At 63.0% G+C, this 26,141-nt stretch carries 19 protein-coding genes; 9 read left to right on the top strand and 10 right to left on the bottom strand.

Going from position 1 to position 26,141, the window contains the following annotated elements; all coding sequences use genetic code 11:
- The 4 genes from fdhF to AC1DZ8_RS02070 all read right to left on the bottom strand — a co-directional run bounded on the left by fdhF (window position 1) and on the right by AC1DZ8_RS02070 (window position 5,990).
- On the bottom strand, window positions 1–2,913 hold the full coding sequence (gene fdhF / locus AC1DZ8_RS02085) for a formate dehydrogenase subunit alpha (protein ID WP_477400283.1): 2,913 nt from the start codon (window positions 2,911–2,913) through the stop codon (window positions 1–3).
- Between the two features lie 10 nt (window positions 2,914–2,923).
- Window positions 2,924–4,480: a formate dehydrogenase beta subunit gene (locus AC1DZ8_RS02080; RefSeq protein WP_477300414.1), complete on the bottom strand. Its 1,557-nt coding sequence runs from the start codon at window positions 4,478–4,480 to the stop codon at window positions 2,924–2,926.
- Complete coding sequence (locus AC1DZ8_RS02075) at window positions 4,477–4,956, bottom strand: formate dehydrogenase subunit gamma (RefSeq protein ID WP_477300416.1); 480 nt, start codon at window positions 4,954–4,956, stop codon at window positions 4,477–4,479. The genes AC1DZ8_RS02080 and AC1DZ8_RS02075 overlap by 4 nt, the downstream gene beginning before the upstream one ends.
- A gap of 134 nt (window positions 4,957–5,090) precedes the next feature.
- Window positions 5,091–5,990 (bottom strand): LysR family transcriptional regulator, encoded by a 900-nt coding sequence (locus AC1DZ8_RS02070; protein WP_477300418.1) that lies wholly within the window; start codon window positions 5,988–5,990, stop codon window positions 5,091–5,093.
- A gap of 173 nt (window positions 5,991–6,163) precedes the next feature.
- On the opposite strand from AC1DZ8_RS02070, the gene AC1DZ8_RS02065 reads away from it, so the two are divergent.
- Window positions 6,164–7,414: a sensor domain-containing diguanylate cyclase gene (locus tag AC1DZ8_RS02065; RefSeq protein ID WP_477300687.1), complete on the top strand. Its 1,251-nt coding sequence runs from the start codon at window positions 6,164–6,166 to the stop codon at window positions 7,412–7,414.
- 208 nt (window positions 7,415–7,622) lie between these two features.
- The gene (locus tag AC1DZ8_RS02060) at window positions 7,623–8,798 is read left to right on the top strand and encodes an Mrp/NBP35 family ATP-binding protein (RefSeq protein WP_477300420.1); all 1,176 of its coding nucleotides are present in this window, start codon (window positions 7,623–7,625) and stop codon (window positions 8,796–8,798) included.
- A 176-nt stretch (window positions 8,799–8,974) separates the two neighbouring features.
- Here AC1DZ8_RS02060 and AC1DZ8_RS02055 read toward each other — a convergent pair whose 3' ends face one another.
- The gene (locus AC1DZ8_RS02055) at window positions 8,975–9,424 is read right to left on the bottom strand and encodes an SRPBCC family protein (protein ID WP_477300422.1); all 450 of its coding nucleotides are present in this window, start codon (window positions 9,422–9,424) and stop codon (window positions 8,975–8,977) included.
- A 145-nt stretch (window positions 9,425–9,569) separates the two neighbouring features.
- On the opposite strand from AC1DZ8_RS02055, the gene AC1DZ8_RS02050 reads away from it, so the two are divergent.
- Both AC1DZ8_RS02050 and AC1DZ8_RS02045 read left to right on the top strand, forming a co-directional pair.
- Complete coding sequence (locus AC1DZ8_RS02050; RefSeq protein WP_477300424.1) at window positions 9,570–11,375, top strand: IlvD/Edd family dehydratase; 1,806 nt, start codon at window positions 9,570–9,572, stop codon at window positions 11,373–11,375.
- Between the two features lie 138 nt (window positions 11,376–11,513).
- Window positions 11,514–11,912: a hypothetical protein gene (locus AC1DZ8_RS02045; RefSeq protein ID WP_477300689.1), complete on the top strand. Its 399-nt coding sequence runs from the start codon at window positions 11,514–11,516 to the stop codon at window positions 11,910–11,912.
- A gap of 17 nt (window positions 11,913–11,929) precedes the next feature.
- On the opposite strand, the gene AC1DZ8_RS02040 is transcribed toward AC1DZ8_RS02045, so the two are convergent.
- Window positions 11,930–13,552 carry a trimethylamine methyltransferase family protein gene (locus AC1DZ8_RS02040; protein ID WP_477300426.1) on the bottom strand — a complete coding sequence of 541 codons (1,623 nt, stop codon included), beginning with the start codon at window positions 13,550–13,552 and terminating at the stop codon, window positions 11,930–11,932.
- Between the two features lie 207 nt (window positions 13,553–13,759).
- Window positions 13,760–15,253, bottom strand: coding sequence for a MocR-like pyridoxine biosynthesis transcription factor PdxR (gene pdxR, locus AC1DZ8_RS02035; RefSeq protein WP_023669484.1), 1,494 nt, complete (start codon window positions 15,251–15,253; stop codon window positions 13,760–13,762).
- Window positions 15,254–15,616: 363 nt separating this feature from the next.
- Here pdxR and pgi point away from each other — a divergent pair, with 363 nt between their 5' ends.
- Together pgi and AC1DZ8_RS02025 are read left to right on the top strand one after the other, a co-directional pair.
- Window positions 15,617–17,260 carry a glucose-6-phosphate isomerase gene (pgi, locus tag AC1DZ8_RS02030; RefSeq protein WP_477300429.1) on the top strand — a complete coding sequence of 548 codons (1,644 nt, stop codon included), beginning with the start codon at window positions 15,617–15,619 and terminating at the stop codon, window positions 17,258–17,260.
- Window positions 17,257–17,988, top strand: coding sequence for an HAD family hydrolase (locus AC1DZ8_RS02025; protein WP_477300431.1), 732 nt, complete (start codon window positions 17,257–17,259; stop codon window positions 17,986–17,988). Before pgi ends, AC1DZ8_RS02025 begins: the two co-directional genes overlap by 4 nt.
- A gap of 307 nt (window positions 17,989–18,295) precedes the next feature.
- Here AC1DZ8_RS02025 and AC1DZ8_RS02020 read toward each other — a convergent pair whose 3' ends face one another.
- Entirely contained in the window at window positions 18,296–19,189 is an 894-nt protein-coding gene (locus AC1DZ8_RS02020) for an NAD(P)/FAD-dependent oxidoreductase (RefSeq protein WP_477300433.1), read from the bottom strand.
- 168 nt (window positions 19,190–19,357) lie between these two features.
- On the opposite strand from AC1DZ8_RS02020, the gene AC1DZ8_RS02015 reads away from it, so the two are divergent.
- Complete coding sequence (locus AC1DZ8_RS02015) at window positions 19,358–20,020, top strand: TetR/AcrR family transcriptional regulator (RefSeq protein WP_477300691.1); 663 nt, start codon at window positions 19,358–19,360, stop codon at window positions 20,018–20,020.
- 259 nt (window positions 20,021–20,279) lie between these two features.
- On the opposite strand, the gene AC1DZ8_RS02010 is transcribed toward AC1DZ8_RS02015, so the two are convergent.
- The gene (locus tag AC1DZ8_RS02010) at window positions 20,280–21,008 is read right to left on the bottom strand and encodes a class I SAM-dependent methyltransferase (protein WP_477300435.1); all 729 of its coding nucleotides are present in this window, start codon (window positions 21,006–21,008) and stop codon (window positions 20,280–20,282) included.
- Between the two features lie 2 nt (window positions 21,009–21,010).
- The gene (locus AC1DZ8_RS02005) at window positions 21,011–22,987 is read right to left on the bottom strand and encodes a long-chain-fatty-acid--CoA ligase (RefSeq protein WP_477300437.1); all 1,977 of its coding nucleotides are present in this window, start codon (window positions 22,985–22,987) and stop codon (window positions 21,011–21,013) included.
- A 478-nt stretch (window positions 22,988–23,465) separates the two neighbouring features.
- Between AC1DZ8_RS02005 and AC1DZ8_RS02000 the strand changes: the two genes are divergently transcribed.
- Complete coding sequence (locus tag AC1DZ8_RS02000; protein ID WP_477300439.1) at window positions 23,466–25,064, top strand: ABC transporter substrate-binding protein; 1,599 nt, start codon at window positions 23,466–23,468, stop codon at window positions 25,062–25,064.
- Window positions 25,065–25,111: 47 nt separating this feature from the next.
- Complete coding sequence (locus AC1DZ8_RS01995; protein WP_025583791.1) at window positions 25,112–26,119, top strand: ABC transporter permease subunit; 1,008 nt, start codon at window positions 25,112–25,114, stop codon at window positions 26,117–26,119.
- The last annotated feature ends 22 nt before the right edge of the window (window positions 26,120–26,141 follow it).

The following is a 26,141-nucleotide window of genomic DNA, read 5'->3' as shown; positions in this document are numbered from 1 at the left end:
CTACTCCGCCGCCTGTAGCGGAGCGATGCGGCGGCTCTGCTCGGCCTGCTCGTTGTAGTCGCGCTGCCAGTCCGAAGGCCCGTTCGACGCTCCGACCTGCACTGCAGTCACCTTGTACTCCGGACAATTGGTCGCCCAGTCCGAGAAGTCGGTGGTGATGACGTTGGCCTGCGTGTCCGGATGGTGGAAGGTGGTGTACACCACCCCCGGCGACACCCGGTCGGTGATCAGCGCACGCAGCGTCGTCTCGCCCGAACGGCTGGTCAGCCGCACCCAGTCGCCATCGCGCAGGCCGCGGTTCTCGGCGTCGTGCGGATGGATTTCCAGCCGGTCTTCCGAGTGCCACATGACGTTTTCGGTGCGCCTTGTCTGTGCACCGACATTGTACTGGCTGAGGATGCGGCCGGTGGTCAGCAGCAACGGGAAACGCGGCCCCGTCCGCTCGTCGGTCGCCACATATTCGGTGCGGATGAACTTGCCCTTGCCGCGCACGAAGCCGTCGATATGCATGATCGGCGTGCCAAGCGGGGCCTTCTCGTTGCAGGGCCATTGCACCGATCCGACACGGTCGAGCAGATTGAAGGAGACGCCGGCGAAGCTTGGCGTCGTCTTGGCGATCTCGTCCATGATTTCCGAGGGATGCTGGTAGTTCCAGTCAAGCCCGATCGCACGGGCAAGCTCCTGCGTCGCTTCCCAGTCGGCGTAGCGCGCCTTCGGCTCCAGCACCTTGCGCACCATGTTGATGCGGCGCTCGGCGTTGGTGAAGGTGCCGTCCTTCTCCAGGAAAGTCGAGCCCGGCAGGAAGACATGCGCGTAGTTCGCTGTCTCGTTGAGGAACAGGTCGTGCACGACCACGCATTCCATCGCCGCCAGGCCGGCCGCGACATGCTTGGTGTCAGGGTCGGACTGCAGGATGTCCTCGCCCTGGATGTAGATGCCTTTGAAGGAGCCGTCGACAGCGGCATCCAGCATGTTGGGGATGCGCAGGCCCGGTTCGTCGTCGAGCTTCACGCCCCACAGGCTTTCATAGATGTCGCGCACCGCCTCGCCGGAGATGTGGCGGTAGCCCGGCAGTTCATGCGGGAACGAGCCCATGTCGCATGAGCCCTGCACGTTGTTCTGGCCGCGCAGCGGATTCACGCCGACGCCTGGGCGGCCGATATTGCCGGTCGCCATGGCAAGGTTGGCGATGGCCATAACCGTGGTCGAACCCTGGCTGTGTTCGGTGACGCCGAGGCCGTAGTAGATCGCACCGTTGCCGCCCTTGGCATAGAGCCGCGCGGCACCCCGGATCAGCTCCGGGTCGACGCCGGAAAGCTTGCCGACGGTCTCGGGGCTGTTCTCCGGCAAAGCGACGAAGGAGGCCCAGTCCTGGAACTCCGTCCAGTCGCAGCGTTCACGGATGAAGGCTTCGTCGAAAAGCCCTTCGGTGACGATGACATGCGCGAGCGATGTCAGCACCGCCACGTTGGTGCCGGGCTTCAGCGGCAGGTGGTAGTCGGCCTCGACATGCGCCGACTTGACCATTTCGGTGCGGCGCGGATCGAGCACGATCAGCTTGGCGCCCTGGCGCAGCCGCTTCTTCAGCCGTGAGGCAAACACAGGATGAGCGGAAACCGGATTGGCGCCGATGATGACGGCGACATCGGTGAATTCGACGGAATCGAAATCCTGGGTGCCGGCCGAGGTGCCATAGGTCTGGCCGAGGCCGTAGCCGGTCGGCGAGTGGCAGACGCGGGCGCAGGTGTCGACATTGTTGTTGCGGAAGCCCTGGCGCACCAGCTTCTGCACCAGATAGGTCTCCTCATTCGTGCAGCGCGAGGACGTGATACCGCCGATCGAGGTGCGTCCGTATTGGTACTGGATACGGCGGAATTCCTTGGCCGTATGGGCGATCGCCTCTTCCCAGCTTACCTCGCGCCAGGGATCGCTGACCTTTTCCCTAATCATCGGCGACAGGATGCGGTCCTTGTGGGTCGCGTAGCCATAGGCGAAACGGCCCTTGACGCAGGAGTGGCCGTGGTTCGCCTTGCCGTCCTTGTAGGGCATCATGCGAATGACTTCGTCGCCCTTCACTTCGGCCTTGAAAGAGCAGCCGACGCCGCAATAGGCACAGGTGGTGACCGCGGAGCGCTCGGGCATGCCTTTCTCAAGCACGGTCTTTTCACGCAGCGCATCGGTGGGGCAGGCCTGCACGCAGGCGCCGCAGGACACGCATTCGGAAGCGATGAAATCCTCATGCATGCCGGCGACCATGCGCGATTCGAAACCGCGGCCCTCGATCGTCAGCGCGAAGGTGCCTTGCACCTCTTCGCAGGCCCGCACGCAGCGCGAGCAGACGATGCATTGCGCCGGATCATAGGTGAAATAGGGGTTGGACTCATCGCGGGCGATGTAGTCAACCGCCAGCGAGCCATGGCCGGGCGCGACACCGTTCTCTTCCTTGACGTGGTTGCGGCCCTCGACGCCATAGCGGTTCTCGGTCAGGCCGACCGACTTCGCCACAACGTCGAACTCGCTTGCGCCGGTTCCGGCCTTCTCGTTCCAGCCGGTCGGATGGTCGGAGACGTAAAGCTCCATGACACCGCGGCGGATGGCGTCGAGCCGGTCGGATTGCGTGCGCACCACCATGCCTTCGCCGACCGGCGTCGTGCAGGATGCCGGCGTGCCGCCGCGACCTTCGATCTCAACGAGGCAGACGCGGCAGGAGCCGAACGAGTCCAGCATGTCGGTGGCGCAGAGTTTTGGAATCTCGACCCCGCCTTCCATCGCCGCGCGCATGATCGACGTACCCTCCGGCACGCTGATGCTGCGGCCGTCGACGATCAGCGTGACCTGCTTTTGCGCCTTCGATTCCGGGGTTCCGTAGTCGAGTTCTTCGATGAGTGTCGGGAAGTCGGCCTTGATGTTCATCTGCCAGCTCCTATTCAGCAGCCACGCGCGCCGGCGCGGGCTTGAAATCTTCGGGGAAATGGGTGATCGAGCTCATCACCGGGTAGGGCGTGAAGCCGCCCAGCGCACAGAGCGATCCGAACTTCATCGTGTTGCAGAGATCGGTGACCAGAGCCAGGTTCTTTTCCGGCTCGATGCCGGCGGCAAGCCTGTCGATGGTCTCCACCCCGCGTGTCGAGCCGATGCGGCAGGGCGTGCACTTGCCGCAGCTCTCGATGGCGCAGAATTCCATGGCGAAGCGCGCCTGCTTCAGCATGTCCGCGGTATCGTCGAATACGGTGATGCCGGCATGGCCGATCAGCCCGTCACGCTTGGCAAACTCTTCGTAGTCAAACGGCGTGTCGAACAGGCCGCGCGGGAAATAGGCGCCGAGCGGTCCGCCAACCTGCACTGCCTTCACTGGCCGGCCAGTCGCTGTGCCGCCGCCGATGTCGTCGACGATTTCGCCGAGCGTCAGGCCGAAGGCCGTCTCGAACAGGCCGCCATGCTTGACGTTGCCGGCGATCTGGATCGGGATCGTGCCGCGCGAGCGGCCCATGCCGAAATCCTTGTAGAAGGCGGCACCCTTGTCCATGATGATCGGCACGGAAGCCAGCGAGATGACGTTGTTGATCACCGTCGGCTTGCCGAACAGGCCTTGGATCGCCGGCAGCGGCGGCTTGGCGCGCACCACACCGCGCTTGCCTTCGAGGCTGTTCAGCAGCGACGTTTCCTCACCGCAGACATAGGCGCCGGCGCCGACCCGGATTTCCATGTCGAAGGCGTTGGGCGAACCCAGCACGTTGACGCCGAGCACACCTGCCTTGCGGGCGACCTCGACAGCCTTGTTCATGACAGCCACCGCATGCGGATATTCCGAGCGGATATAGACGAAGCCCTTAGTCGCGCCGGTGGCGATGCCGGCAATCGTCATGCCTTCGATGAGCACGAAGGGGTCGCCCTCCATGATCATGCGATCGGCAAAGGTGGCGCTGTCGCCTTCGTCGGCGTTGCAGACGATGTATTTGCGCTCGGACGTCGTATCGAGCACCGTCTTCCACTTGATGCCGGTCGGGAAGCCAGCGCCGCCACGACCGCGCAAGCCCGAATCCGTGACTTGCTTGACGATGTCGAGCGGCGCCATAGCCACCGCGTTCTGCAGGCCCTTCAGTCCGCCCAGCGACTTGTAGGCGTCGAGCGACAGCGGGTCGTTGATGCCGCAACGCGCGAAGGTCAGGCGAGTCTGCTTGGCGATAAACGGGATTTTGTCAGGCGCGCCCAGCCAGCGCTTGTGATGGCCGCCGGTGAGGAAGCCCGAGTCGAACAGGCTCTTGACGTCGGATGGCTTGACCGGCCCGTAGGCGACGCGGCCCTTTTCGGTCGCAACTTCGACCATGGGTTCGAGGAAATAGGCGCCGCGCGAGCCGTTGCGCACGATCTTGGCCTCGATGCCCCGTTCGGCCAGTTCTGCACGAACAGCCTTCGCGACCTTTTCGGCGCCGAGCGCCAGCGCGCCGGAGTCACCTGGAATGTAGATGCGCGGGATCATGAGCGTACCTCCGCGACGATCTCTTCGATCTTTTCGTCATCGAGCCGCCCGATCACTTCGCCATCCAGCATCGCCGACGGTGAGCAGGCGCAAAGCCCGAGGCAATAGACAGGCTCAAGTGTAACCGATCCGTCGCGGGTGGTCTCATGGAAATCGATGCCGAGCAACTGCTTGACCTTTGCGGCGACCGCATCCGAACCCATCGACTGGCAGGCTTCCGCCTGGCAGAGCTTGAGCACGTGCCGGCCGGCCGGGCGGGCACGGAAATCATGATAGAAGGTGACGACGCCGTGCACCTCGGCCCTCGACAGGTTCAGCCCATCGGCGATGACGGGCACCGCGTCCTGCGGTACGTGGCCAAATTCTTCCTGGATCTCGTGCAGGATGGGCAGTAGCGGGCCTTCGAGGCCCTTCAGCTCCTGGATGATCGCTGCCGTGCGCGACTGAATCTCGGTACTTGCAGGCTGCATTGGCATGCAGCGCCCTCCCTGGTCGAAGCGGTTTATCGCTAAGTGGTTACAAAAACAGAGGAAACCCGCGAAATCAATAAAGCTGATCCGTTGCTTGATAGAAATTTTCTATCAAGCACGTCCGGCACCCAGTCTCTAGCCTAGCGGTGGTTGCGGAAATCGTCTGCCAGCGCCATCGCCTCGTCCAGCAGCGCCTGCACCAGCGGCGTGTGCGGTTCGCGCGGCGTCGCCACCAGCCCGACCGTGTGGCTGGCATCGGGCTCGACGATCGGAATGGCCCGGATCGGCTCGGAAAAGCCGAATGTTTCCGCAAGGTTGAGCGGCATGATCGACGACCATTTTCCGGTCCTGATATGCGAAAACAGCACGATCATCGAATTCGATTCCAGCGTCGGCCGAACCTGTGTGCCGGCCTCGGCCAGGTGCTGGTCGATGATGCGGCGGTTCTGCATGTCCGGCGTCAACAGGCAGAGCGGCAACTGGCTAAGCTCGGCCCATGTCACTTTGTCGCGATCCGAATAGGGATTTCCGACCGCGGTGATCAGCTGGTAGCGCTCGTCATAGAGCGGCACACTGGTCACCCGCCCCAGCGGCTCGTTGTCGAGATAGGTGATGCCGGCATCGATGTCGAAATTGCCGAGCAGCGACAGCACCTCGATCGAGGTGCGCGACAGGATCGAAAAGGTGACGCCGGGATGCTTGGCCCGAAAGGGCGTCGTCAGCCGCGCCACCATGGCCAGCGCGGTCGGGATGGCAGCGATGCGAATGCGCCCGGACAGGCCGTGGCGCGCCGCGCGCATCTCCTCGCGCATGGTCCTGGAGTCGCCGACGATGCGGCGCGCCCATTCCAGCACCTGCTTGCCCTCCGGCGTCAGCCCCTGAAAGCGCGAGCCGCGATTGACCAGCATGACGCCGAGCTGACCTTCCAGTTGCTTGATGCCGGCCGACAAGGTCGGCTGGGTGACGCCGCAGGCTTCCGCCGCCCGGCCGAAATGCTCCTCCTTGGCCAGCGCGATGAAGAATTCCAGCTTGTCGATCATGGCACGAGCCTTTCCATATCGACGCCATAGGCCGGGCGGCTGAGCGGTTTGTTAATCATCGTCGTGTACAGGGCGACGGGCCGTGGCAGGATGCGATAACCAATTGATAACACTTGGCTTGCCATCATGGTCGATATGCGCCGCCTCAAGTCGCCGGAGGTAAAGTGGGTAGCATGCTCCGTGAGCTTTCGCCAGAAACACATGCTGCAGCTGAGGCCGACCTGCGCGAAGCTGCACGTCTCGACGCGCTCAATCGCTTCGACATCCTGGACACGCCGAGCGAGGCCTCGTTCGACCGCATAACGCGGTTGATCAAGACAGTGCTCGACGTACCGATCGCCATCGTCTCGGTCATTGATGGGCATCGCCAATGGTACAAGGCCTGCGAGGGTCTCACCACGGGTGAGGCTGACCGCAAAGACGCATTCTGTCGGTACACGATCCTGCAGGACAGCCCGCTGGTCGTCGAGGACGCCACAAAAGATCCGCGTTTTGCCGACAACCCGCATGTCAGGAACGATCCGCACATCCGGTCTTACGCCGGTGTGCCATTGCGCACGGCCGATGGCCACAACATCGGCAGCGTCTGCGCAATTGGACACAAGCCTCGGGAGTTTGGCCCGCGCGAGACCGCCATCCTGCAGGATTTTGCTGATCTGGCCATGGATCAGCTTGAAATGCGTCACCACGCCTCGAGCGATGCGTTGACCGGTGTGCTTTCACGCCGGGCCTTCATGGAGCAGGGCAGCCGGGCGTTCGCGCTGGCCAAGCGGCAGCGCTTCGATTTGTCTTGCATTGCGCTCGATGTCGATCACTTCAAATCGGTCAACGATACGTTTGGCCATACCGCCGGCGACAAAGTTCTGAGCGGCATTGCGAGGCAATGCGCCGACGCCTTGCGCGACGTCGACATTTTCGGGCGCGTTGGCGGCGAGGAATTTGCCATCTTCATGTTTGCGGGCCGCAACGGTGCGCAAGAATCCGCCGACCGGCTCCGCGGCGCTATTGAAACCATGAGGTTCGCGTACGGCTCAACCAACATCAAGGTCACCGCGAGCCTGGGTGTGGCGTCGATCGATTCCACGATCGGCAGCCTGGATGAACTGCTCGAACGCGCCGATGCGGCGATGTACAAGTCGAAGCATTCCGGCCGCAACCGAACCTCTGTGTGGAATTCGCAAGGAGGCGACCAGGCGCGGCCGCAGCGCAGGGTGCTCAAGGCTGGCCAGATCGTGTTCAACGGACGAATGTCGACCATCGATTGCACAGTTCGCGGCCTTGGCGAAGATGGCGCCACCATCGATGTTTCCAACGTTGCCGGAATCCCTCAGCAATTTGTTCTGGCCATCCGGGCGGACCGCTTTGAGACGAAATGCCGGGTCGTCTCCCAGGCCGAAAGACGCCTGGAACTCGCCTTCTGCTGAATCTGGACTGTCCGATCTCGCGCGCCGCCGCTTGGTGTTGGCGATGAACTGCATTATCTCAGGCCAACCGCCCTCTTGGGTCAGAGCATGATCCAGAAAAGTGGAAACCGGTTTTCGGAAAAGATCATGCTCCAACAAAAAAGCCAGATCAGCATGACGATTCAACGAAACGTCATCCTGATCCGGCCAACGTCTGAGGAATGCCGCCATGTCCGTCACAAAGGAAATCGTCACCGAGCGTCTGAAGACGGTCAATGGGCCGGACTTCACCGGCAACATCGTCGACCTCGGCATGGTTTCGGAGATTTTCATTGCCGATTCGAAAGTGTTCTTCTCGATCACCGTTCCGGCTGCCCGCGCGCAGGAGATGGAGCCGCTGCGCGCCGCCGCCGAGCGTGTCGTCAAGGCGATCCCCGGTGTCGCCGGCGCCGTCGTTGCGCTGACGGCTGAAAAGAAGGGCGGCGGCATGGAGGCGCCGGTTCCGGCGCGTCCTGCACCCAGGCCCGCACCACCGGCTCCGCCTGCCGCACCGCGCGCGGCTCCGCACGCCCCGGCCCCGCAAAGCTCGGGCAAGCGTGGCGTGCCCGGCATCGAGGCGATCATCGCGGTTGCGTCCGGCAAGGGCGGTGTCGGCAAGTCGACCACCGCCGTCAACATCGCGCTCGGCCTTGCCGCAAACGGTTTGCGCGTCGGCGTGCTCGATGCCGATATTTACGGACCGTCTATGCCCAGACTGCTCAACATCCACGGCCGGCCACAAACCGTCGACGGCAAGATCCTGAAACCAATGGAGAATTACGGTCTCAAGGTTATGTCGATGGGCTTCCTGGTCGACGAGGAGACGCCGATGATCTGGCGCGGTCCGATGGTGATGTCGGCACTGACGCAGATGCTGCGTGAAGTCGAATGGGGCAGGCTGGACGTGCTCGTCGTCGACATGCCGCCAGGCACCGGCGACGCCCAGCTGACCATGGCCCAGCAGGTGCCGCTGGCCGGCGCCGTCATCGTCTCGACGCCGCAGGATCTGGCGCTGATCGACGCGCGCAAAGGCCTAAACATGTTCAAGAAGGTCGACGTGCCGCTGCTCGGCATCGTCGAGAACATGAGCTATTTCATCGCGCCCGATACCGGCAAGCGCTACGACATTTTTGGCCATGGTGGCGCCCGGCGCGAGGCCGAGCGCCTCGGCGTGACCTTCCTGGGCGAAGTGCCGCTGGAAATGGGCATTCGCGAAAGCTCGGATGAAGGCGCGCCGGTGGTAGCGTCGAAGCCCGACAGCGCGGAGGCCAAGATCTATCGCGACATTGCTTCGAAGGTCTGGGAGCGGGTCAACCAAGAGCGCGGCGCGGCCGCAGCGGCGGTGCCTAGTATCGTGTTCGAGTAGCGCGAGTTACCCCTCCCCCTTGAGGGGAGGGTGGCCCGAAGGGCCGGGTGGGGTCCGCGGTGATACGCTCGGCGCTATTTCTCCACAGATTGAGGCGGTTCAACTCAGGTCGGGGCAGTTGAGGCGACCCCACCCGCCTCGCTTCGCGAGGCACCCTCCCCTCAAGGGGGAGGGAGCTAACCGCCCACCTTCTCGCCAAATGTCGAGAAAAACTGCCCGGCCAGTTTCTTCGAAGTCGATTCGATCAGCCGGCTGCCGAGTTGGGCGATCTTGCCGCCGACATCAGCCTTGGCCGCGTATTTGAGTACGGTCGCATCCGGTCCATCCGCCGTCAGCGTCACATCGGCGCCGCCCTTGGCGAAGCCGGCGATGCCGCCCTTGCCCTCGCCCTGGATGGTGTAGGAATGCGGCGGCTTCAAATTCTTCAGCATCACCTCGCCGTTGAACGTCGCCTTGATCGGGCCGATCTTCAGGACCACGGTCGCCGCCATTTCGGTCGGCGATTTCATCTCGAGGCTCTGGCAGCCGGGAATGCTTTCCCGCAGCACGTCCGGGTCGTTCAGCGCTTCCCACACTTTCTGCAAGGGAGCGGCAATGCGTTCCTCGCCTTCGATCACCAAAGCCATCGACACCTCCCGAGCGCTACTCCAGCAGGCCTAACGTACGGTCAGCTGCCTGTCTATCGCACCAAAGTCCGGATGCGACGGTGCGCCCTCTTGCCTGCTTCCACGCGTTGCCATATCGATTTGTCTTACAAATACGGAGACCACGATGGCAGGCGCCCCCACCAGGAAGAAGAAATTTCGCTCGCAGGAGTGGTTCGACAATCCCGACAACCCAGGCATGACCGCGCTCTATCTCGAGCGCTATCTGAACTACGGCCTGACGCGCGCCGAGCTGATGTCGGGCAAGCCGCTGATCGGCATCGCGCAGACCGGCTCGGATCTGTCGCCCTGCAACCGCCACCATATCGAGCTCGCCAAGCGCGTGCGCGAAGGCATCGTCTCGATGGGCGGCATCCCGTTCGAATTCCCGTGCCATCCAATCCAGGAAACCGGCAAGCGCCCGACCGCGGCGCTCGACCGCAACCTCGCCTATCTCGGCCTGGTCGAGGTCCTTTACGGCTATCCGCTCGACGGCGTCGTGCTCACCATCGGTTGCGACAAGACCACGCCGGCGCTTTTGATGGCAGCGGCCACCGTCAATATTCCGGCCATCGCCCTGTCGGTCGGCCCGATGCTCAACGGCTGGCACAAAGGCAAGCGCACGGGGTCCGGCACCATCGTCTGGGAATCGCGCCAGCGGCTTTCGGCAGGCGAGATCGACTATGACGAGTTCATGGACATCGTCGCCTCCTCGGCGCCGTCCACCGGTTATTGCAACACAATGGGCACCGCCACCACGATGAACTCGCTCGCCGAGGCGCTCGGCATGCAATTGCCGGGCTCGGCCGCGATCCCCGCACCCTACCGCGAGCGTGGCCAGATTTCCTACGAGACGGGCAAGCGCATCGTCGAGATGGTGCATGAAGACCTGAAGCCATCCGACATCATGACCCGCAAGGCCTTCGAGAACGCAATTGTCGTCAATTCGGCGATCGGCGGCTCGACCAACGCCCCGATCCACCTCAACGCGATCGCCCGCCATCTCGGCGTGCCGCTCACCAATGACGACTGGCAGATGATCGGCCTCCATGTGCCGCTCATCGTCAACCTGCAGCCCTCAGGCGAATATCTCGGCGAAGACTACCACCATGCCGGCGGTGTACCGGCGGTGGTGGCCGAACTGATGAAAGCCGGGCTGCTGCCCTATCCCGAAGCCATGACCGTCAATGGCAAGACCATGGGTGACAATTGCAAAGATGTCGCCAACGAGAACAGCGACGTCATTCGCACAGTGGCCAAGCCGCTGAAGACCAATGCCGGCTTCATCAACCTGAGCGGCAATCTGTTCGATTCCGCAATCATGAAGATGAGCGGCATCTCGCCGGAGTTTCGCGAGCGCTATCTGTCCAATCCGAAGGACCCGGAAGCCTTCGAAGGCAATGCCATGGTCTTCGACGGGCCGGAGGATTACCACGCCCGCATCGACGATCCGGCGCAAGGCATTGACGAGCACACCATCCTGTTCATGCGCGGTGCCGGCCCGATCGGCTATCCCGGCGGCGCCGAGGTCGTCAACATGCAGCCGCCGGCCTATCTCATCAAGAAGGGCATCCACGCGCTGGCCTGCATCGGCGACGGCCGCCAGTCAGGCACGTCGGGCTCGCCGTCGATCCTCAACGCCTCGCCGGAAGCGGCAATAGGCGGCGGCCTGGCGTTGCTCAAGACCGGCGACCGTGTGCGTATCGACTTACGCAAAGGCACCGCCAACATCCTCGTCAGCGACGACGAGATCGCCAAGCGGCGCGGCGCGCTGCAGGGCAATGGCGGCTATCACTATCCGCAGCACCAGACGCCGTGGCAGGAGATCCAGCGCGGCATGGTCGACCAGTTCTCCGAAGGAATGGTGCTGAAGCCGGCGGTGAAATACCAGGACGTAGCGCACACCAGAGGCGTGCCGAGAGACAATCACTAAGCGCGACATCGTTTGCCTAAACCGAAAGGGCGGTCTGCAGAGCGGACCGCCCTTTGTCATGGCTGCACCCTTGTTTTGGCCGTACCGGACCTACAGATATGCGGGGTCTCGGCAGTGCTCTGATAGGGGAAGACCATGATGACAAAACGGCGTTCTTCCGTCGGATTCGTCGGCATGTTTGGCCGCTCGGGCGACTTGCGGGAGCTCGACAATGCGCTACGCGGCGCCGACCTTCATCCGGCGCTTGTTCCCGAGGGCGTCAAGCTCACCATCGTCAATCTGATGAAAGACCATTGGCCGGACGAGCCGCCGCCGGACGCCTATCGATCCGTGGCGCAGCTGTTCAGCTATTGCATCGCCGGGCCGCAAACGTTCGAGCAGGCGAATGGCCGGGAGCGGCGGCTGGACGCAGAGCGCCGCATCGAGGCGGCGCTCGAGGCCGGTGACAGTCTCGATGCACAGATCGTGCTGATGGCGCTGCATGGCAAGCTGATCAACGCCGAAGTCGTCGAGTATTTTGGGCTAAGTGCGGGCTGACCTTCGTAAGGATAGGCTTACCCGCCCATGCCGCTGCGCGGCAGCTTGATCATCTCGCCGAAGCGGGCGCGCAGTTTGTCGTCGAGCAGCTTCGGCACATGGCGGGGGAAGCGCTCGGCAAGCACGCGCTTCTTCTCGATGATCGCCCGCTGCAAGATGTCGGGCCGACCCTTCTCGTTCCATTCCTTGGGCGAGAACCGGTCGCCGACGGCCGGGTAGAAATATTCGGTCTGCATCAACCGCAGCGTCTGCTCATTGCCAAGATAGTGGCCCGGGCCATTCATGCAGACTTCGGTGATGGTGTCGATGGACAGCGCTTCGTCGGTCACCTCGATGCCGCGCACGCAACGCAGGCAGTGGCCCAGCATGTCGTTGTCGATGATCAGGCTTTCCAGGCAGAAGCCGAGCAGCGAGGCATGCATGCCGGCCGATTCATAGACCAGGTTGAGGCCAGCAAGGCCGGCCATCACATCGGTGATGCCCTTTTCATAGCCGGACTGAATGTCGGGCAGTTTCGAATCCGTCATGCCGGCGGCCGAACCGCCCGGCAGGTTGTAGAATTGCGCCATCTGCGCGCAGGCCGACGTCAGCACCGCCTGCTCGGCCGAGCCACCCGACATGGCGCCCGTGCGCAAGTCGGACACGAATGGCCATGTGCCGAAGATCGCCGGATGTCCCGGCTTGATGGCGTTGACATAGATGAGGCCGACGAGCACTTCGGCCACGGCCTGGACCACTGCGCCGGCAATCGCCGCCGGGGCGGTGGCGCCGGCCTGGCCGGCCGACAAAAGCAGGATCGGAATTCCGCCTTCGACGCAGGCTTCAAGCACGCCGCAGGCGTCTTCGGCGAATTTCATTGGCGGCACGACGAAGCAATTGGAGTTGGAGACGAAAGGCCGCGCCCGGAAATTCTCCTCGCCGCCGGCGATCGCATAAAGCATTTCCAGCGCCGGCTGCACGTTCTCACGCACTGTGAACGAGGTGCCGACATGCTTCGACGTCCCCATCACGCAGGCGTAAAGCGTGTTGAAGTCCATTTCGAGCGGATCGGGAATGTCGCGCGGCACCATCGGCCGCTGGAAGAAATGGATGTTGTCGAGCCCTTCGACGAGGCGGGCGGCGTCGTAAATGTCCTGCACCAGCGACTCGCGGTATTCGCGCTTTTCGACGTCGACCAGATGCACCGCGGCGCCTGCAGTGCCGTAATGCACGCGTTTGCCCTGGATCAGCATGTCATGCCTGGGGTCCTGGCCGTGCAGCGTGAAATTCCGCGCCGCTTTCTTGATCGTGTCCAGCACCAGGCCGCGCGGGAAGCGAATGCGGCCGTCGTCGCCATAGACGGCGCCAACCCCGGTCAGCGCCTCGATGCAGGAGGGAATGGCATTGGCGAAGCCGACAGTCTCCAGCAGTGTCAGCACCGCTTCATGGATGCGCTCCTGGTCGTTCCTGTTGAGCGGGCCGTAGCTGCCGCCTTCGAGACCGGCGCGCACCGGCCTGATGTCGTCGGCCAAAGGTGCGGCCCGCATGGCGCGGCGCGCCTCGCGCCCGCCGGATCGTCGCGAACGCTGGTCGGCCGACGCATCCTTAACAGCCGCATCCTGCTTAAGAGCCGCATCCTGCTTCTCGACAGCCACTGACATGGGGGCACTCCACCTTTTAGCTTGCGAAGCACGGCGCGGTGATTGGTCCACCGTCGGCATGCTTCGTCCCTCTGTCAGCCGACTATGCCGCCGCCATTGGCCCAGCCTATGGGCCAGTCAGTGCAGCCGAGTATGCCAGAGAGCTAATGCAGAATGCTGGAGATGATGCCAAAGGCCGGGGCCGTTTAGAGCCCCGGCACGAGGAAATCAGGCGGCTGCCGGCCGGCGGCCGGCCGCGGTCGCAAGCTCGCGGATGCCCGGCTCGATGTGCTGCAGCGCGATCGAGGAAATCCCCAAGCGCATGAAACGCGACGGCTTTTCGGTGCGGTCGAAGAAGCGGTCGCCGGGCTCGATAATGACGCTCCGCGACGCAGCGGCCTCGGCCAGTCCACGCGAATCGGTGCCGCGCGGGCCTTCCAGCCAGAGCGATGTGCCGCCGGCTGAATCGGTCGAACGCCATTCCGGCAGGAATGCGGAAATCGCATGGACCAGGCGCTTGCGGCGTTCGTCGAAGGCTGACGACAGCCGCCGCACCAGCGCCTCGTGATGGCCGAGCGACAGGAACAGGGCAACGGCACGCTGGTTGTTGGCAGGCGGGTGCCGCAGCATGAATCGGCGCAGCGCCCTGAGCTCAGAGATTAGTCCAGCCGAAGCCACGATGTAACCAAGCCGCAAGCCCGGAGCCAGCGTCTTCGACATCGAGCCGACATAGACGACGCGTCCCGAGCGATCCAGGCTCTTCAGCGCCTGCTGCGGCGCCTCGTCGAGAAGCTGGCTGTCATAGCCGTCCTCGATGATGATCTGGTTGTGGCGGTTGGCGCGCGCCAGAAGGTCCTGCCGGCGCTCCGCCGACAGCGGCACCATGGTCGGGCAATGGTGGCTGGGCGTAACGAAGACAAAGCCGGAATCGTTGGGGATGGACGAGGTTACGATGCCGGACTGGTCGACCGGAACCGGCTGGATTTCGGCGCCGGCAAGCCTGAAGATCGAGCGCGCGTCGGGATAGCCCGGGTCTTCCATCGCCACCTTCGAACCCTTGGTCATCAAGAGCGTCGCCAGCATGTAGAGCGCGTTCTGGGCGCCCAGCGTCACGATAATCTCGTCCGGATTGGCGAAGATGCCGCGCCGCGGCAACAGCCGCGCCTGGATCTGCTCGATCAACAGCGGATCGTCGCGATCGACCATGTCGGAGGCCCAGTTGCGGATCTCGAGCACCGCCAGCGCCATGCGGTTGCATTCGCGCCATTCGGCGGTCGGGAACAGCGCCGGGTCGAACTGGCCGTAGACGAAGGGGTAGGACGACTTGATCCAGTTGTCGTGCTTGGCCGGCGGCGGCATGTCGCTGGCGGCGATCTGCCGGCGTGCCTTCCAGTCGATCTCGTTCTGCTGGTCGGGCGCCTTCTGGTGTGGCTTGGCGGGGGTGGCCAGGACATCCGGATTGACGAAATGGCCGCGCCGTTCGCGCGCCACCAGGAAACCCTGGTCGACCAGCTGCTGGAACGCCAGCACCACGGTGCCGCGCGCAACGCCGAGTTTTTCGGCCAGGATGCGGCAGGACGGAAGCGGCATCGAAGCGGCGATCTGCCGGTCCAGGATGGCGGCGACGATCGCCTGGCGGATCTGCGCCTGCAGGGTCTGGCCCGATTCCGCCGAAATCCGGAACAGGCCGGACCATATGGCCGTGTCGTTACGCTGTGGCATGGAAGATGTTCCTCGATGGCCAAACTTTTTTGCTTGGCTGGACCAGCGGAAGGTAACCGTGGCACAAGGGGTTGCGCCAATCAATTTTTCTGATCGCTGGGATTTATGCCAGTGATCCTTCGCGCGACGCGCAGCGTCGTCGCGCCGCGTTTTCCCGGGTGACGCTTGCGTCATCCCGCCCGCGCATTGCGTCGTCGCGTTATGCTCCACCTGCACAATACCATGGCGCGCCCGACATGCTGCACTGCGTCATCCCCACGCATTGAAACAAATGGAATTCGGCTCAATAACATCGGCGCGACGACACGCGCCGGAAACATCCGGTCTGATAAGATGTCGTGAAAAAGTATCAGGAGCCGGCATTTGGATCATTCGTCCTTCGACAAACAGCTTGTCGCCTTGCGTGCTGCGCGCGCGGCGGCATCGGGCACGATGCGCGAGGCTTTTGCCGCCGACCCCAAGCGCTTCGAGACGTTTTCGGCCAGCGACGGCGACCTTCTGCTCGACTGGTCGAAATGCGCGGTTGATGCGCGCACCATGGAGCTGCTCGAGAAGCTCGCCGGCGCCGCCGACCTCGAGGGACGCCGCGCCGCGATGTTTTCCGGCAAGAAGATCAACATCACCGAGGACCGCGCCGTGCTGCACACGGCGCTGCGCAACCTCTCTGGCAAGGACGTCACGGTCGATGGCCAGGACGTCAAGGCGGATGTGCTTGCCGTGCTCGACGCCATGGGCGCCTTTGCCGATGCCATTCGCTCCGGCAAGGCCGCCGGCGCCACCGGCAAAAAGATCACCGACATCGTCAACATCGGCATTGGCGGCTCCGATCTCGGCCCGGCCATGGCGACGCTGGCGCTGGCGCCCTATCACGACGGCCCGCGCGCGCATTACGTCTCCAACATCGACGGCGCCCATATCCACGACACGCTGAAGGGCCTGTCCGCCGAAACCACATTGTTCATCATCGCCTCAAAGACCTTCACCACGGTCGAGACGATGACCAATGCCGAGACGGCGCGCAAATGGGTGCAGACGGCGCTCGGCAAGGAAGCCGTCGGCAAGCATTTCGCCGCCGTCTCGACCGCGCTCGACCTGGTCGCGAAGTTCGGCATCGAGGCCGATCGCGTCTTCGGCTTCTGGGACTGGGTCGGCGGCCGCTATTCGCTCTGGGGCGCCATCGGCCTGCCGGTGATGATCGCCATCGGCCCCCGCAATTTCCGCGCCTTCCTCGACGGCGCGCATGAGATGGACGAGCACTTCCGCACCGCCCCCCTGCAGAAGAACCTGCCGGCGCTGCTGGGGCTGGTCGGCTGGTGGCATCGCGTGATCTGCGGCTATCCCGCGCGCGCCGTCATTCCCTATGACCAGCGCCTGTCCCGGCTGCCGGCCTATCTGCAGCAGCTCGATATGGAATCGAACGGAAAGGGCGTCACCCTCGACGGCACGCCGGTGACGACGCCGACCGGACCGCTGGTCTGGGGCGAGCCCGGCACCAATGGCCAGCACGCCTTCTTCCAGCTGCTGCATCAAGGCACAGACTTCATCCCGGTCGAGTTCCTAGCCGCCGCCGTTGGCCATGAGCCCGATCTGAAACACCAGCACGATCTCCTGCTTGCCAACTGCCTGGCGCAGTCGGAAGCATTGATGAAGGGCCGCACGCTGGAAGAGGCGCGCGCGCAAATGCTGGCCAAGGGCATGAAGCCGGCCGATGTCGACAAGATCGCGCCGCACCGCGTCTTCTCCGGCAACCGCCCCTCGGTGACCATCCTCTACCGCAAGCTCGATCCGCGCACCTTCGGCCGGCTGATCGCGCTCTATGAGCATCGCGTGTTTGTCGAAGGCACCTTGTTCAACATCAACTCGTTCGACCAGTGGGGCGTCGAGCTCGGCAAGGAGCTGGCGACCGGCCTCTTGCCTGTCGTGGAAGGCAAGGAGAGCGCCGCCAAGCGTGACGCCTCGACCGCCGGGCTGGTTGCCCGCATTCAGGAATTGCGGGGTGCGCAATGAAAAATCCGGCCGACATCAAGGGCATCCTGTTCGACAAGGACGGCACGCTGGTCGATTTTAACGCGACATGGCTCAGCATTGCCGATTTCATGGCCATGGATGCTGCCGAGGGCGATCGCTGGAAGGCCGACAGGCTGCTGTCCGCGGCGGGCTTCGATTTCGTCAACAAGCGCTTCAAGCCCGACTCCATCTTTGCCTCCGGCACCAACATGGATGTCGTCGAACTATGGTTCCCGCGACTGTCCGACGAGGACCAGATGCTGGCCGTCGCCCGCTTCAACGAGATCACCTCGGTGCAAGGCTCGTCGATGGCGGTGGCGCTGCCCGGCATCGTCGGTGCGCTGACGGCCCTGCACAAACGCGCCTACCGGCTCGGCGTCGCCACCAACGATTCGACCGCCGGCGCGGAGAAGACCATGGTCACGCTCGGCGTCGCCCAGCTCTTCGACGCCGCCTATGGCTATGACGCTGTGGCCAATCCCAAACCGGCGCCGGACACCATCCTCGCCTTTTGCGACCTGACCGGGCTGAGGCCGGCCGAGATCGCCATGGTCGGTGACAACCGCCACGATCTGGAGATGGCGCGGGCCGGCGGCTGCGGGCTGGCGGTCGGCGTGCTCTCCGGCACCGGCACACGGGAATCGCTATCGGCGATCGCCGATGTCGTTCTGGATTCCGTTGCCGACCTGCCGGGCTTCCTGTCGGCGCGGGTCAAGGAGACGGTGTGACGGGGAAAGCTGGGGTAAGCGCAAATCAAGCTGAGCTTTTCCGTCACTGGGCGAAGTGGGTGGCTAGCCGACATCGGGAGACGGAGTGCCGAACGTCCGTTCTTAGGCCGGGGGCGGTCTGTCCGCTCTTGGTTACCGCTCCTCCAAGAGCGGTCGGAGGAGAGATGCTGATGCTGGGTTCGGTCTTTCTGGTTTTGGACATGTGCGGCTCGTCAGGCGCCGGATGTACCGCGCGGTTTTCCGTGACACCGGCCCGCAACCCCAGAATTTGATACCCGCGGCAAACCGGAGAAGGGGATCTGTGCTCTCAAGCCAGCATCGACTGCTGGGCGAAGATGCCCGCCATCGCGCCTTGCCATGATGCCGTGGTGACCGAGGGCAAGAGGGGGTTGGCGAGGTCGCCAGCGGCGTAGATGCCGGGCATGCTGGTTTCGCGGCGCTCGTCGACCTTGAGCACGACGCCGAGGGGTGTATCGACCGTGGCGAGGCCCAGTGATTCATGCAGGCTTGCGGATGGCTTGTTGCGCGGATGGGCGAAGAGGATGTCGACCGCGGCATTGGGGCCGCTGTCGAGCTTGACGGTGGCGCTATGGCGCCCGTTATGGGCGAGCCCGGTGATCCTGCCCTCGACGACAGGTACGTTGCGATGCGCCAGATCGGCCCGGATATCGGGCGGAATGTCGTGACCATCGGCGAAGACCGTCAACCTGTCGGTCCAATCGTGGAACAGCCTGACCTGATTGTGCGACTGCCGGCCTGACCAGACGAGGCCCCAATGCTGGCCGGCGACTTCAAAGCCGTCACAATAGGGGCAGGGCACGATGGCCGAGCCCCAGCCTTCGGCAAAGCCCGGAATATCAGGCATCTGGTCGACGATGCCATAGCTCAGGATCAGGCGGCGTGCGCCGAGGTTTTCGCCATCGCCAGTGCGGACGGAGAAATTGTCGATGGCGCCGGAGACGCTGTCGGCCCGGGCACTGACCAGCCTGATCGTGGGATAGCGCGCCAGCTGCTGCCGCGCCTCGGCCAGGATGTCCAGCGGCGGCTTGTGATCGTGGCCAAGCAGACCATGCGAGTGGCCGGCGAAGCGATTGCGCGGCAGGCCGGTATCGAGAACGGTGACCTTGCGGCGGGCACGGCCCAGCTGCAGGGCGGCGGCGAGGCCGGCAAAGCTGCCGCCGATGATGATGACGTCATCCATGGTGATGGGCTCCGTGTTGCGGATGGAGGGGGTTGGGCTGGGCCTGGCGCGAAAGCGGCCCAGAGAAACTCGATTTGAGGGACAGGGTAAAATCCATTCTTTGGCTTGCATATTTCAGATACTACATGGTATCGTTATTCAATAATTAGGATACTGTCAAGGACTGGAATTGTCGTGACCGAAAAAAACAGTCAGGCCCGGCGCGGCCGACCCGCCAACGAGGCGCTTGGCCAAACGATAGTCGACACCGCGGGCGAACTCTTTGTGGAATTGGGTTTTCAAGCGACGACATTGGACAAGGTCGCCCAGCGGGCGAAGATATCCAAGCTCAGCATCTATCGGCACTTCGAGAACAAGGAGGCGCTATTCAGCGCGGCCATCGCGGCCCACTGCCATCAGTTTGCACCACAGGCCCTTTTTGAAGGCGTCTACGGTTCGGCCGAAGATCAGCTCATGGCGGTGGGATCATCCCTGCTTCGCACGCTGTTGAGCCCGGACGTCCGCAGTGTCGAAGCCATGATCATGGCCGACAAGACGAATCAAAAGTCGTTAAGCAAGCTCCATTACGAAGCAGGTCCCGCCTATGTCATCGCCCAGATCGAGGCCTTGTTGCGTCAGTTGCACGCGAAGGCGGTTCTGAACGTGCCCGATCCTCTCCGATCCGCCCGCTTGTTTGCCGCGCTTTTCAAAGGATCCGATCTCCTGATTATCGCACGCTTCGATCAGGCGAGAGCAGAGGACGACAACGAAATCGAATCCTATTGCCGGTCAGCCGTCGCCATGTTCATCGCCGCGCACGGTGGCAACGACCACGCAGGCGGCCTAGTCTAGGAGTACTTGCATGATATTTTGGATGCTCGCATTGATATCAACGCGATTATTATCGTTGGGCAGCGGGCTGACCGGCGGAGTAACCCCTGTCACCCCATTCGAGGCCTTAGTGCCGGCTTAGCAGACCGTCAGCTTTCGGGAAGCAGCAACGGTGGTCTGAACGACGGGAATGAGCCGCAAAGCAGTCGTTCACGTCGGGGTCGGCGCAAATCAGCGTTCGGTCGAACCCGGCTATTCAGCGATAGGGTCTTTTGTAGCGTCAGCGCTCTTCCGCCTCAAACGAAAACACCCCGCTCGGCCTGGCCGCACCACCCTTTGCGTCACCAAAATCCGGCACCCGATATTCAGCCAGCATCCGCAGCCGTGACAGCGGCAGATCGTTGCGACGGGGATCGCCGACCAGCACCGCGATGCCGGCTGCCAGGCAGCGGTCGAGGAACGGGATAATCCGCAGGGCGACCTCACGGCCGTAGAACACGTCGCCGGCGAGCACGATGTCAACGGCCGGCGGCGGGCCAAGGGTTATGTCCTTGTCGACAATGGTGATCTCGACACCATTGGCCGCGGCGTTGAGGCCGATCGCGGCGACCCCGTTGCGGTCGATCTCGGCGGCGATCACCGTGCTGGCGCCGGCCTTGGCGGCGGCAATGCCGACAAGGCCCGAACCGGCGCCGAGGTCGAGCACGCGGCGGCCGGCCACGCTTTGCGGATGGGTGAGTATGTAGCGCGCAAGCACCAAGCCGCCGGCCCAGGCGTACGCCCAATAGGGCGGCTGCGGCTCAGGCGCGGTGTCGCCCGGCTCGACCGCTTCGTCGTCCACAGTTTGGTGCGGATCGACGAGCCGCCTCAGGCCACTCGCCGGATGGGCTGTGTAGAGCAGGATTTCGGGAAGTGCTGGAACAGGCGCAAGGCGCATGTTCGCCTTGATGAACGTCGCCGCATCGGAACGCGGATTGTCGTCTGCACCGCGACTACGCTCGTCGTTCAAATCTATTCCCGCAACGCCCGGCGCAAAATCTTGCCCACCGGCGTCTTCGGCAGCTCGGTCCGGAACTCGATGTATTTCGGCCGCTTGTAGCCGGTCAGGTTCTCGCGGCAATAGGCGGTCAGCGCCTCGACGGTCAGCGCCGGGTCCTTCTTGACCACGAACAGTTTTGGCACTTCGCCCGAATGCTCATCCGGCACGCCGATCGCCGCCACTTCGAGCACGCCCGGATGCTGGGCGACGACTTCCTCGAGTTCGTTCGGATAGACGTTGAAGCCGGAGACCAGGATCATGTCCTTCTTGCGGTCGACGATCTTGGTGTAGCCGCGCTCGTCCATGAAGCCCATGTCGCCGGATTTGAAATAACCGTCCTTGGTCATCACCTTGGCGGTCTCGTCCGGCCGATTCCAGTAGCCGGCCATCACCTGCGGCCCGCGGATGCAGATCTCGCCGACCTCGCCGAGCGGCAGATTGTTGCCGTCGTCGTCGCGGATGGCGATCTCGGTCGACGGCAGCGGCAGGCCGATCGTGCCGGTGAAATTGCCGTCGCTGAACTTGTTGGCGGTGGCCACCGGCGACGTCTCCGAAAGGCCGTAACCTTCGGTGATCGAGTTGCCGGTCAGCGCCTTCCAGCGCTCGGCGACGCCCTTCTGCACCGCCATGCCGCCGCCCAGCGTCAGGATCAGCGGTTTGAAGTCGAGCTTGCGGAAGTCCTCATTGTTGAGCAGCGCGTTGAACAGCGTGTTGAGACCGGGGAAAATGTGCGCCGGATATTTCTGCAGCTCCTTGACGAAGCCGGGAATGTCGCGCGGGTTGGGAATGAGCACGTTCTGGGCGCCCTGTTGCATGCCCATCAGCGCGTTCACCGTCAGCGCGAAGATATGGTAGAGCGGCAGCGCGCAGATGAAGTTGAGATGCGCCGGCTTCGGCTTGATCGCGTAGGCGTCCTGCAGCCACAGGGTGTTCTGCGCGACATTGGACAGCACGTTGGAGTGCAGCAGCACGGCACCCTTGGAAATCCCGGTGGTGCCGCCGGTATATTGCAGGAAGGCGATGTCGCTTGCTTCCATCTTGGCCGGCTTGAAGGCGATGCCGGCGCCGATCTTAACGGCCGCATTGAACTTGACATGGCCGGGCAGCGACCAGGCCGGCACCATCTTCTTCACCCGCCGCACGACGAGGTTGACGATCGTCCCCTTGAGGCCGCCGAGCATGTCGCCCATCGCCGCGACCACCACGTGCTTGACATCCGTCCTGGCAATCACCGCGTCCAGGGTGCTGGCGAAATTCTCGAGAATGACGATCGCCTGTGCGCCGGAATCCTTGAGCTGGTGTTCGAGCTCGCGCGGCGTGTAGAGCGGATTGATGTTCACCACGACATAGCCGGCGCGAAGCACGGCCATCATCGCCACCGGATATTGCAGCACATTCGGCATCATCAGCGCCACGCGGTCGCCCTTCTGCAGGCCCTTCGATTGCAGATAGGCGCCAAAGGCGGCCGAGTGCCGCTCGAGCTCGGCATAGGAGATCGACTTGCCCATGCACACGAATGCCGGCTGGCCGGAAAACTGTTTGCAGGCGCCGACCAGGAAGTCGCCGATCGAACTGTAGGGCAGGGTGCCGATCTCGGCCGGAACGACTTTCGAATAGCTTTTGAGCCACGGCTTTTCAGGCAGGCCTGCGGCAAGCGCCGTCAGTGTCTTCGGCAGTTTTTTGGCCGGGCTCGGCGCCGGCTTTGCCGCCGCCGTTTTCGATGCAGGGTTGGCGGCGGGCTTTGCAACAGGTGCTGTCTTCGCGGCCGTGGGCTTCGCCGCAGGTTTTGCTGCCGGCTTGGCGCTTGCCTTCGCCGGCGCACTGGCTGCCTTAGGCTTGGCGGCGGTCTTGGCCGGTGGCGCTTTCGGCTCGGCGGCAGCGTTAGCGGGTTTTGAAACGGTTGCCGCTTTTGCTTTCGCCGGGGCCGTTGTCTTTGTTGCTTTTGCCACCTCTAGCCTCCCTCAGTCGTTCGGTTGCCTGCTCCATGCTGCACCGCCTCTATATAGTGAGGCGTCCTCCGCTGCAGCGATGTCGCGGATTCCGGGAAATCCGGCGTGTCATCTATCTATTGCGACTATCGGCGGCCGTGCAAGTCTTGCCCCAACGGCAGGACGGCAAAGATTTGCCGTCAAAATCTGCCCCGCTCTGTTGCCTCCAGCACCAGCTTGTCGCGATAGGCATGAGGAACCCCAGGCCCGTGGATCATTGTTCCAGCGATATCGGTCATCAATGAAAAAATGCGGTCGTTAACAATCCCGTGATTAGCAGATTTTGCTATTTCTTTCTGAAATCGAGCAAAAGCCGAGAAATATTTTCTGCTTACGGTGGGGTAGGCAAACAGGGTGTTCCAAAGCCGGAAAAACGGTGCTTATATGCGCGCTTCGCGAGCCTGATAGAGGGGCTTGGAAGAACATCAGGGAGTGCTCAATGAAAAAGAAACTGACTTTTGCAGCCGCGTTGCTGGCTGCAAGCGTCCTCGGCGGCGTGGCCAATGCCAAGACGCTGGTCTACTGCTCGGAGGCCTCGCCGGCCAACTTCGATCCGGGTACCACGACGGGCGGCAACGACTTCGACGCCTCGTCGCGTACCGTCTATTCGCGCCTGGTCGAGTTCAAGCATGGCGGCACCGAGATCGAGCCCGGCCTTGCCGACAAATGGGAAATCTCCGACGACGGCCTGGTCTATACTTTCCACCTGCACCCGGGCGTGAAGTTCCAGACCACGGATTTCTTCAAGCCGACGCGTGACTTCAATGCGGACGACGTCGTCTTTTCCTTCGATCGCCAGTTCAACAAGGAAAATCCCTGGAACGGCGAAAAGTACCTGCCGAACCTGACCTGGGACTACTACACCGGCATGGATATGCCGAAATATGTCGCCAAGTGGGAAAAGGTCGACGACCTGACCGTGAAGCTGACGCTGACCGAGCCGAACGCGCCGATGCTGGCCAATCTCGGCATGGACTTCGCCTCGATCGTGTCGAAGGAATATGCCGACCAGCTCGAGAAGGAAGGCAAGATGGCCGACTTCTCGACCAAGCCGATCGGCACCGGTCCGTTCCAGTTCGTCGACTATCAGCTGGATTCGGTCATCCGCTATGCGGCCAACCCGGATTACTTCAAGGGCAAGGAAAAGATCGACGATCTCGTCTTCGCCATCACGCCTGACGCGACCGCCCGCATCCAGAAGGTGCTCGCCGGCGAATGCGACATCGCGCCCTATCCGAATCCTGCCGACATCGGCACGATCAAGGCCAACGCCGACGTGACCCTGATGGATCAGGCCGGCCTGAACATCGGCTATATGAGCTACAACACCACCATCCCGCCGCTCGACAAGCCTGAAGTGCGCCATGCGCTCAACCAGGCGATCGACCGGGAATCGCTCATCAAGGCGCTGTTCCAGGACGCCGGCGCCACGCCTGCGGTAAACCTGATCCCGCCGACCATGTGGTCGTGGGACAAGGACGTGAAGTCCGACGCCTATGATCCGGAAGCGGCCAAGAAGGTACTGGCCGATGCCGGTCTGAAGGAGATCCAGCTCTGGGCCTCCGATCGCGTCCGTCCCTACAACCCGAACTTCCAGCGCGCCGCCGAACTGATCCAGGCCGACTGGGCCAAGGTCGGCGTCAAGGCGGAGATCGTCAGCTACGAGTGGACGAAGTACCGCGAGGAAGGCAAGAAGAAGGAACGCCCCGGCGCCTTCCAGATCGGCTGGACCGGCGACAATGGCGATCCGGACAACTTCTTCGCCACGCTGTTCGCCTGCTCAGCCATCGGCGTGTCGAACTACTCCAGCTGGTGCGACAAGGACTTCGAGGACCTGATCCAGAAGGCCAAGAAGACCAGCGACCAGGCCGAACGCACCAAGCTCTATGAAGAGGCGCAGGTTGTCTTCCAGAAGCAGGCCCCGGCCTTCCTCATGGCACACAGCCAAGTCTACTCCGTCGTGCGCAAGAATGTCAGCGGTTACATGATGGACCCGCTTGGCATTCATCGCTTCGACGGCGTCGACAAGGCCGAATAGAACTGTTAGGCGGGCGGCGCGCAATCAAGCGCCGCCCCCTTTTCAAGATGCTCCGATATCTCCTCAACAAAATCGTCTTGGTGCTGCCGACGCTGATCGGCATCACCATCTGTGCCTTCGCTTTCGTCAGGCTGCTGCCCGGCGATCCCATTCTTGCCATGGCCGGCGAGCATGGCGTGTCGCCCGAGCGCTACGCGGAACTGAAGGAACAGTTCGGCTACAATCTGCCGATCTGGCAGCAATACGCGCATTATGTCCGCGATGCCGCGACCGGTAATTTTGGCGTCTCGATCTCGTCCAAGCGCCCGGTCATCGAAGATTTCATGACGCTCTTCCCGGCGACCATCGAGCTGTCTGTCTTCGCCATGATCTTCGCCATGCTGCTGGGCATTCCCGCGGGCATCTTCGCCGCGGTCAAGCGCGGCTCCTGGTTCGACCAGGGGCTGATGGGCACAGCCCTTGTCGGCTATTCCATGCCGATCTTCTGGTGGGGCCTGCTGCTGATCATCTTTTTCTCCGGCTATCTCGGCTGGACCCCGGTTTCCGGCCGCATCGGCCTGCAGTTCTTCATCAAGCCGATCACCGGCTTCCTGACCCTCGACAGCCTGCTCTACGGCAAATGGGATGCTTTCCGCTCGGCATTGAGCCATCTGGTGCTGCCGACAATTGTGCTCGGCACCATCCCGCTGGCGGTGATCGCCCGCCAGACGCGCTCGGCCATGCTCGAAGTGCTGGGCGAGGACTATGTGCGGACCGCCCGCGCCAAGGGGCTGTCGTCGTCCCGCGTCATCGGCGTGCACGCGCTGCGCAATGCGCTCATCCCGGTGGTCACCACCATCGGCCTGCAGGTCAGTACGCTGCTCGCCGGCGCCATTCTCACTGAAACCATCTTCGCCTGGCCGGGCATCGGCAAGTGGATGGTCGATTCCATATCCAAGCGCGACTATGTCGTCGTGCAGTCGGGCTTGCTGTTGATCGCCCTTATCGTCATGGCCGTGAACCTGATCGTCGACGTGCTCTATGCCGTCATCAACCCGCGCATTAGGGCAGCGTGATGAGCCAGTCGACCGAAATCGC

The sequence above is a fragment of the Mesorhizobium sp. P2_F7 genome, assembly GCF_056403695.1.
The sequence above is the reverse complement of the archived record's forward strand: the minus strand, read 5'-3'. Positions and strand labels throughout refer to the sequence as shown.